This is a genomic window from Pseudomonas agronomica (assembly GCF_025917275.1).
GTDB classification, from domain to species: domain Bacteria; phylum Pseudomonadota; class Gammaproteobacteria; order Pseudomonadales; family Pseudomonadaceae; genus Aquipseudomonas; species Aquipseudomonas agronomica.
In genome coordinates this window covers 1-6,683 of sequence record NZ_JAOSHO010000278.1, presented here as the reverse complement: position 1 = coordinate 6,683, position 6,683 = coordinate 1, and the positions used below count along the sequence as shown (strand labels likewise).

Sequence of the window (6,683 nt, the reverse complement as noted above, 5' to 3'; positions counted from 1 at the left end):
TTCGCGAGCAGGCTCCCACAGGTATGGCGTTTTCCGCTCAAGCAACCGGCTGCCAGCTTCCCTGCATATGCTCCAGCGCTCCAGCGCCTTCCAGTCGCAAGTGCCCACTGGACCCCGCCGCACTCGCCAGCAATGTCACCTCGCTGGGTAGGCGCACCGGTTTCTTGAAGGTTACGTCGATTTCGATATTAGCCTCGGGCAGATGGTCCTCCAGCGCCGCCAGGGCCCGCGCCTTGTTCCACAGCCCATGGGCGATGGCGGTGGGGAAACCGAACAACCGTGCGCTGGCGCCGCTCAGGTGGATCGGGTTGTAGTCGCCGGAGACCTTGGCGTATTGCCGACCAATGTCCGCGGGCGCTGTCCAGCGCGCCACCTCGCTCAGATCGAGGGGCAACGACGGCGGCTCCTCGACCAGCGCACCATCGAGCTGGACACCTTTGCACAGCATCTGGCTCTCGGCCTCCCACAGCGGCCCCAATTGATCTTCGAGACGGGTCACCAGATCGAACACCGCACCCTTGGCGTGCGGTTGCAGGTTCTCGACGTTGACGCTGGCTCGCACCTGGCTGACGCCGCCCATGGGCCGCAGCACACGGATGCGGTTGCTCAGGTGAACCAACCCCTGCAAGGGGAACGGGAACTCCCGGGCGGTCAGCAGTTGCATTTGCAGGGCGAACGCCAGGACATGGGGATAGGTCGGTGGCAGCAATCCGCTTTCGGCGAAGCCACAGACCTTGCAATACGCCGCAAGGCGTTGCGGGTCGACCTGGATCATCTGGCGCAGCCCGATGTCGGGCAAGGTCGTGCCGGTTATCTTGCGGCGTGTCGCGGCCTTGGCGTACAGCCCCGACATCGACGGTGCAGTATTTATCTCATGCCATTGGATCGTCATGTTCAAGCCCCCAACAGGCTTTGCCCGCAGACCCGCAGCGCCTGTCCGGTCACGGCGCCCGTACCCGGTTGCGCAAGCCAGGCCACGGCTTCGGCGACGTCCTGGGGCAAGCCGCCCTGGCCCAGCGAACTCATGCGCCGCCCGGCTTCGCGCAGGGCGAAGGGGATGTCGGCGGTCATGCGCGTTTCAATGAAACCTGGCGCCACGGCATTGATGCTGATTCCCCGGGGCTGCAAGGCCGGTGCCCAGGCCTGCGCGAGGCCGATCAGCCCGGCCTTGCTCGCGGCATAGTTGGTCTGCCCGCGATTGCCGGCGATGCCGCTGATGGAGGCCAGCAAGACGACCCGGCCATTGTCCCGCAGTGTGCCGCTGTCGAGCAGAGCCTTGGTCAACACGTGTGGGGCATTGAGGTTGACCGCCAGCACGGCGTCCCAGAACTCCGGGGTCATGTTGGCCAGGGTCTTGTCCCGGGTGATGCCCGCGTTATGCACCACGATATCGACACCGTCGGGCAGGTGGTCGATCAGTTGCGCGGCCGCGTCTTGAGCGCAGATGTCCAGCGTCACGCTGCGTCCGCTCAAGCGTGCGGCCAACGCGTCGAGGTCGGCCTTGGCCTGTGGAACGTCTAGCAGGATCACGTCGGCGCCGTCGCGGGCGAGGGTTTCGGCAATGGAAGCGCCGATGCCACGCGCGGCGCCGGTGACCAGCGCTTTCAGCCCAGTCAGCGGTCGGGTCCAATCCTGGACTTGGGTATCGCAAGGTTTGAGGCGAATCACCTGTCCGGAAACGTAGGCGCTCTTGGGCGACAGGAAAAACCGCAGCGCTCCCTCCAACTGCGCTTCGGCGCCCTCACCGACGTACAGCAACTGCAGCGTGCCACCGTGGCGAAGTTCCTTGGCCAGGGAACGGCTGAAGCCTTCCAGGGCGCGTTGGGCACTGGCGGCAAAGGGATCATCGAAGCTTTCCGGGGCGCGGCCGAGGATGACGATATGGGCGCTGTGGTCGAGGTTTTTCATCAGCGGCTGGAAAAACTCACGCAACTGCTTGAGCTGATCAACCTGGACCAGATGGCTGGCGTCGTACACCACCGCCTTGATTTTCGGGCCGTGGCCGGGAATCCACTCGGTCGCCAGCGTCGGTTCGCCACCGTAGATGAAAATCGCATCGGTCAGGCGCTTGGCGAACGTGCCGACCTGTTCGGTCAAGGGCCCACCGCCCAGCAGCAGGGCGCCCTCGATGGGCCGCAACCGCCCGGCTTGCCAGCGCTCCAGGCGCACCGGCGAGGGCAGGCCCAGAGCGCCAACCAGACGCAGGCCAATGGGCGAATTGGCGAAGTCTATGTAACGGTCTGACATGGAACACACTCCGGCTGATGAGGTTCCAAGTGTGGACCATGTTTGGCAATCGGTCGTTCGATCGCCGAGATAAAGCCTAAGCTTGTGGCTGGGGCACGTTACAGCAAGCTTATTTCGCACCTTTCGCGCATACAGGGGAGTTCTTCATGGCACAGCTACGCCGCGTTGCGATCATCGGTGGTAACCGCATTCCTTTCGCCCGTTCCAACGGGCCCTATGCCACCGCCAGCAACCAGGCGATGCTGACGGCCGCGCTAGAAGGATTGATCGAGCGCTACAACCTGCACGGTGTGCACATCGGCGAAATGGCCGCCGGTGCGGTGCTCAAGTTTTCCCGGGACATGAACCTGACGCGCGAATGCGTGCTGGGCTCGCGCCTGTCGCCGAGCACACCGGCGTACGACGTTCAACAGGCTTGCGGTACGGGTCTGGAAACCGTACTGCTGGTGGCCAATAAAATCGCCCTGGGCCAGATCGACAGCGCCATCGCGGGCGGCGTCGACACCACTTCCGACGCGCCGATTGCGGTCAATGAAGGGCTGCGCAAGATCTTGCTGCAAGCCAATCGGGCCAGGACTACCGGTGACAAGATCAAGACCTTCCTGCAACTACGCCCTCGACACCTTATCCCTGAGCTGCCACGCATCAACGAACCGCGCACGGGCCTGAACATGGGCCAGCACTGTGAATTGATGGCGCAGACCTGGCAGATTCCCAGGCAAGAACAGGATCAGCTGGCCTTGGAAAGTCATCAGAAAATGGCCGCCTCTTATGCCGAAGGCTGGCATAACGACCTGATGACGCCGTTTCTGGGCCTGACCCGCGATAACAATCTGCGTCCGGACCTGACCCTGGAAAAACTCGCCTCCCTCAAGCCCGCCTTCGAGAAAAGCGCCAAGGGGACGATGACCGCAGGCAACTCCACGCCGCTGACCGATGGCGCGTCGCTGGTGCTGTTGGGCAGTGAAGAATGGGCCAAGGCTCGTGGGCTGCCGATCCTGGCTTACCTGCGTGACGGTGAAACCGCAGCGGTGGATTTCGTCAACGGCGGCGAAGGCCTGCTGATGGCGCCGGTCTATGCCGTGCCGCGGTTGTTGGCGCGCAATGGCCTGACATTGCAGGACTTCGATTACTACGAGATCCACGAAGCGTTCGCCGCCCAAGTGTTGTGCACGTTGAAGGCGTGGGAGGACCCCGACTACTGCAAGACTCGCCTGGGCCTTGATGCGCCGCTGGGTGCCATCGACCGCAGCCGGTTGAATGTGAAGGGCAGTTCGCTGGCCGCTGGGCATCCATTTGCCGCCACCGGCGGGCGCATTGTCGCCAACCTGGCCAAATTGCTGGACGCGGCGGGGAAGGGCCGGGGGCTGATATCCATTTGCGCCGCCGCCGGCCAAGGCGTCACGGCCATTATCGAGCGCTGACGATGGCCTCGTTTTGTCGAGCAACCTGGGCGCGCTGGCGGCTGACGTAGCGTTCGGCGAGGATCGAACAGACGATCAGTTGCAGGGGGTGGTAGATCATGATCGGCAACAGGATCAGCCCAAGGCCGGGGTTGTGGCCGAAAATCAATGCCGCCATCGGCACGCCGGCGGCCAGGGATTTCTTGCTTGCGCAGAACACCGCGGCAATTTCATCGGCGTTGCTGAACCGCAACACGCGCGCGGTGCGGGTGGTCATCCAGAGAATGATTGCCAGCAAAACCGCGCTGCCGAGCACGGCGCTGAACAATACGCCATTGCCTTGTTGCTGCCAGATCCCCGACACCATGGAGTTGCAGAACGCCGCATAGACCAGCAGCAGGATGACCAGTTTGTCGATGACGCTGGTGTAGCGCTTGTACCGGGCGAAAAAGCCGGCCAGCCAACGCCGCAGGAACTGCCCGAGCACCAGCGGCAGTAGCAACATCAGGCACAGGTCGAGCAGTGTCGAGCCCAGGTCGATGCCGCCGGCTCCGCTGCCCACCACGAAACTGACCAGCAGCGGTGTCAGGAAAATCCCCAGCACACTGGACAGGCTGGCGTTGAGAATCGCCGCCGGCACGTTGCCGCCCGCGCTGCCGGTCAGGGCCACCGATGAAGAAATGGTCGAAGGCAGGGCGCACAGATAAAAGAACCCCAGCATCAACAGCGACGGCACATGGCTGCCCAACAACCATTCGCTGGCCAGCCAGATCAACGGAAATACCCCAAAGGTAAAACCTTGCACCATCAGGTGCAGCCGCGTGTTCCTCAAGCCGTGGCGGATCTGTTCGCCGGACAGGTTGACGCCATGGAGGAAAAACACCACGAAGATCCCGATGTTCACGACCCATTCCGCGTGCATCGCGCCACCCGTGGCGCCGAAGCGGGGGAAGAAATACGCCAGCAGCGTGGCGAGCAACATGCCGCACAGGAACCAGTCGGTCACCATGCGTTTGAGGTGTCTGAAGATGTGCATAGGGCACCGCAAGTTGTAAGAAGAGTCGACTTAGCCTAACGTCGCTCGACACAGTCGTCTTGCGATATAAGGCCAATCAATGCCGACTAACGGACACCTGCAACTCGAGCGACGCATTCCCGACCTGACGGAATTGCCTCGGCCGCTCTATGCCCGGGTCGAAAGCTTGAACGCGGGTTCGTGGACCCAGGCTCATCGCCACGATTGGGTGCAATTTTCCTATGCCATCAGCGGTGTGCTGGGCGTCCACACCGCCGAGGGCAGTTTCTTTGCGCCGCCGCAACGGGGAATCTGGATCCCGGCCGATCTTGAGCATCAGGTGGTGACGTCTACCCGGGCCGAAATGCGCAGCCTTTACGTGCATCGCCAGGCTTGCCAGTGGGCCGAGGCGCGCTGTCGGGTGCTGGAGGTGACGCCGCTGGCGCGAGAGTTGATCAAGGTCTTCTGCCAGTTTCCCGCCACCTATCCACAGGGTGATTCGGAGGAGGCGCGTCTGGTCCAGGTGCTGCTGGATCAATTGGCAGCGCTGCCGGAGGTGGGTTTTTCCCTTCCGCTGCCCCGACACGCGCGCTTGCTGGAATTGTGCAACGAGTTGATTGCACAGCCCGAAGGCAACGTGACGCTACACGCCTGGGCTGCTCGCTTGGGCACTTCGGAAAAAACCGTGATGCGTCTATTCCAGCGGGAAACCGGCCTGAGTTTTCGCGCCTGGCGCCAGCGCATGCGGCTGCTGTCTTCCCTGGGGTCACTGGAAAAGGGCGACAGTGTCACCAGCGCAGCGCTTTCCTGTGGCTATGATTCGACGTCCGCCTTTATCGCGGCATTCAAGGGGCTGTTCGGTTTTACCCCGGGGGAGTTGTTCAGACATTGACAGACGGTCTGCTCGCTTCGCCAAGGCCCGCCGGTTTTATGGGCCGCGTCATATTCCGTCTCGGTTATGATTTGGCTCGGCTGAGCTGATCCGGCACAGTGTGTGCATTCAGGGTTCATAGGTCGGAACCCCTCCCCGTGAAGGGTGGATTGCCGTATAACGACCTGTCATTCGCGTGTTTGGTAATAAAGGACCCAGAATAAAAGCTGATGAAGACTCCAAAACGCATTGAACCCCTGATCGAGGACGGTCTGGTCGACGAGGTGCTGCGCCCACTCATGAGTGGTAAAGAAGCAGCTGTTTATGTGGTGCGCTGTGGCAATGAGCTGCGTTGCGCCAAGGTCTACAAGGAGGCGAACAAGCGAAGTTTTCGCCAGGCGGCCGAATACCAGGAAGGCCGCAAGGTCCGTAACAGCCGCCAGGCCCGGGCGATGGCGAAAGGCTCGAAGTTCGGGCGCAAGGAAACCGAAGACGCCTGGCAGAACGCTGAAGTCGCTGCGCTGTTTCGGCTGGCTGGCGCTGGTGTTCGAGTGCCCAAGCCTTACGACTTCCTGGAAGGCGTGCTGCTGATGGAGCTGGTGGCCGACGAATACGGCGATGCCGCGCCGCGCCTGAACGATGTCGTGCTTGAGCCGGACCAGGCTCGTGAGTACCACGCCTATCTGATTTCCCAGATCGTTCTGATGCTGTGTACCGGTCTGGTGCATGGCGACCTGTCGGAGTTCAATGTCCTGCTCACGCCAACAGGCCCGGTCATCATCGATTTGCCGCAAGCGGTGGACGCTGCGGGCAACAACCACGCCTTCAGCATGCTGGAGCGGGACGTCGGCAACATGGCGTCCTACTTCGGTCGGTTTGCTCCGGAACTGAAGCGCACCCGGTACGCCAAGGAGATGTGGGCGTTGTATGAAGCCGGCACCTTGCACCCGGGCAGTGTGTTGACCGGTGAGTTCGACGAGCCGGAAGAGCTGGCGGATGTTGGCGGGATCATGCGCGAGATCGAGGCCGCGCGGCTGGACGAAGAACGACGCCAAGCTGTACGCGCCGCCGACGATGCGCCGCCAGGCAAGACCGAGGAACCGCCTCCGCCGTGGATGCAGTGATCGGTTGACCCGCAAATCCGGCC

Annotated in this window: 6 protein-coding genes; 3 read left to right on the top strand and 3 right to left on the bottom strand. The window is 62.5% G+C overall.

Annotation, left to right across the window (positions count from 1 at the left end; translation table 11 throughout):
- Positions 1-37: 37 nt before the first annotated feature.
- Together OC610_RS18215 and OC610_RS18210 are read right to left on the bottom strand one after the other, a co-directional pair.
- A complete protein-coding gene (locus OC610_RS18215) occupies positions 38-892 on the bottom strand; it encodes a MaoC family dehydratase (protein WP_264429588.1) in 855 nt (284 codons plus the stop codon).
- Between the two features lie 2 nt (positions 893-894).
- Positions 895-2,247, bottom strand: coding sequence for a 3-oxoacyl-ACP reductase (locus tag OC610_RS18210; protein WP_264429586.1), 1,353 nt, complete (start codon positions 2,245-2,247; stop codon positions 895-897).
- A gap of 146 nt (positions 2,248-2,393) precedes the next feature.
- Between OC610_RS18210 and OC610_RS18205 the strand changes: the two genes are divergently transcribed.
- Positions 2,394-3,671: an acetyl-CoA C-acetyltransferase gene (locus tag OC610_RS18205; RefSeq protein WP_264429583.1), complete on the top strand. Its 1,278-nt coding sequence runs from the start codon at positions 2,394-2,396 to the stop codon at positions 3,669-3,671.
- Here OC610_RS18205 and OC610_RS18200 read toward each other — a convergent pair.
- Positions 3,658-4,686, bottom strand: a complete 1,029-nt coding sequence (locus OC610_RS18200) for a bile acid:sodium symporter family protein (RefSeq protein ID WP_264429581.1) — start codon at positions 4,684-4,686, stop codon at positions 3,658-3,660. The two genes, OC610_RS18205 and OC610_RS18200, sit on opposite strands and share 14 nt — an antisense overlap.
- A 79-nt stretch (positions 4,687-4,765) precedes the next feature.
- Between OC610_RS18200 and OC610_RS18195 the strand changes: the two genes are divergently transcribed.
- Both OC610_RS18195 and OC610_RS18190 read left to right on the top strand, forming a co-directional pair.
- Positions 4,766-5,557 carry an AraC family transcriptional regulator gene (locus tag OC610_RS18195; RefSeq protein WP_264429579.1) on the top strand — a complete coding sequence of 264 codons (792 nt, stop codon included), beginning with the start codon at positions 4,766-4,768 and terminating at the stop codon, positions 5,555-5,557.
- Positions 5,558-5,766: 209 nt separating this feature from the next.
- Positions 5,767-6,660: a PA4780 family RIO1-like protein kinase gene (locus OC610_RS18190; protein ID WP_181287289.1), complete on the top strand. Its 894-nt coding sequence runs from the start codon at positions 5,767-5,769 to the stop codon at positions 6,658-6,660.
- The last annotated feature ends 23 nt before the right edge of the window (positions 6,661-6,683 follow it).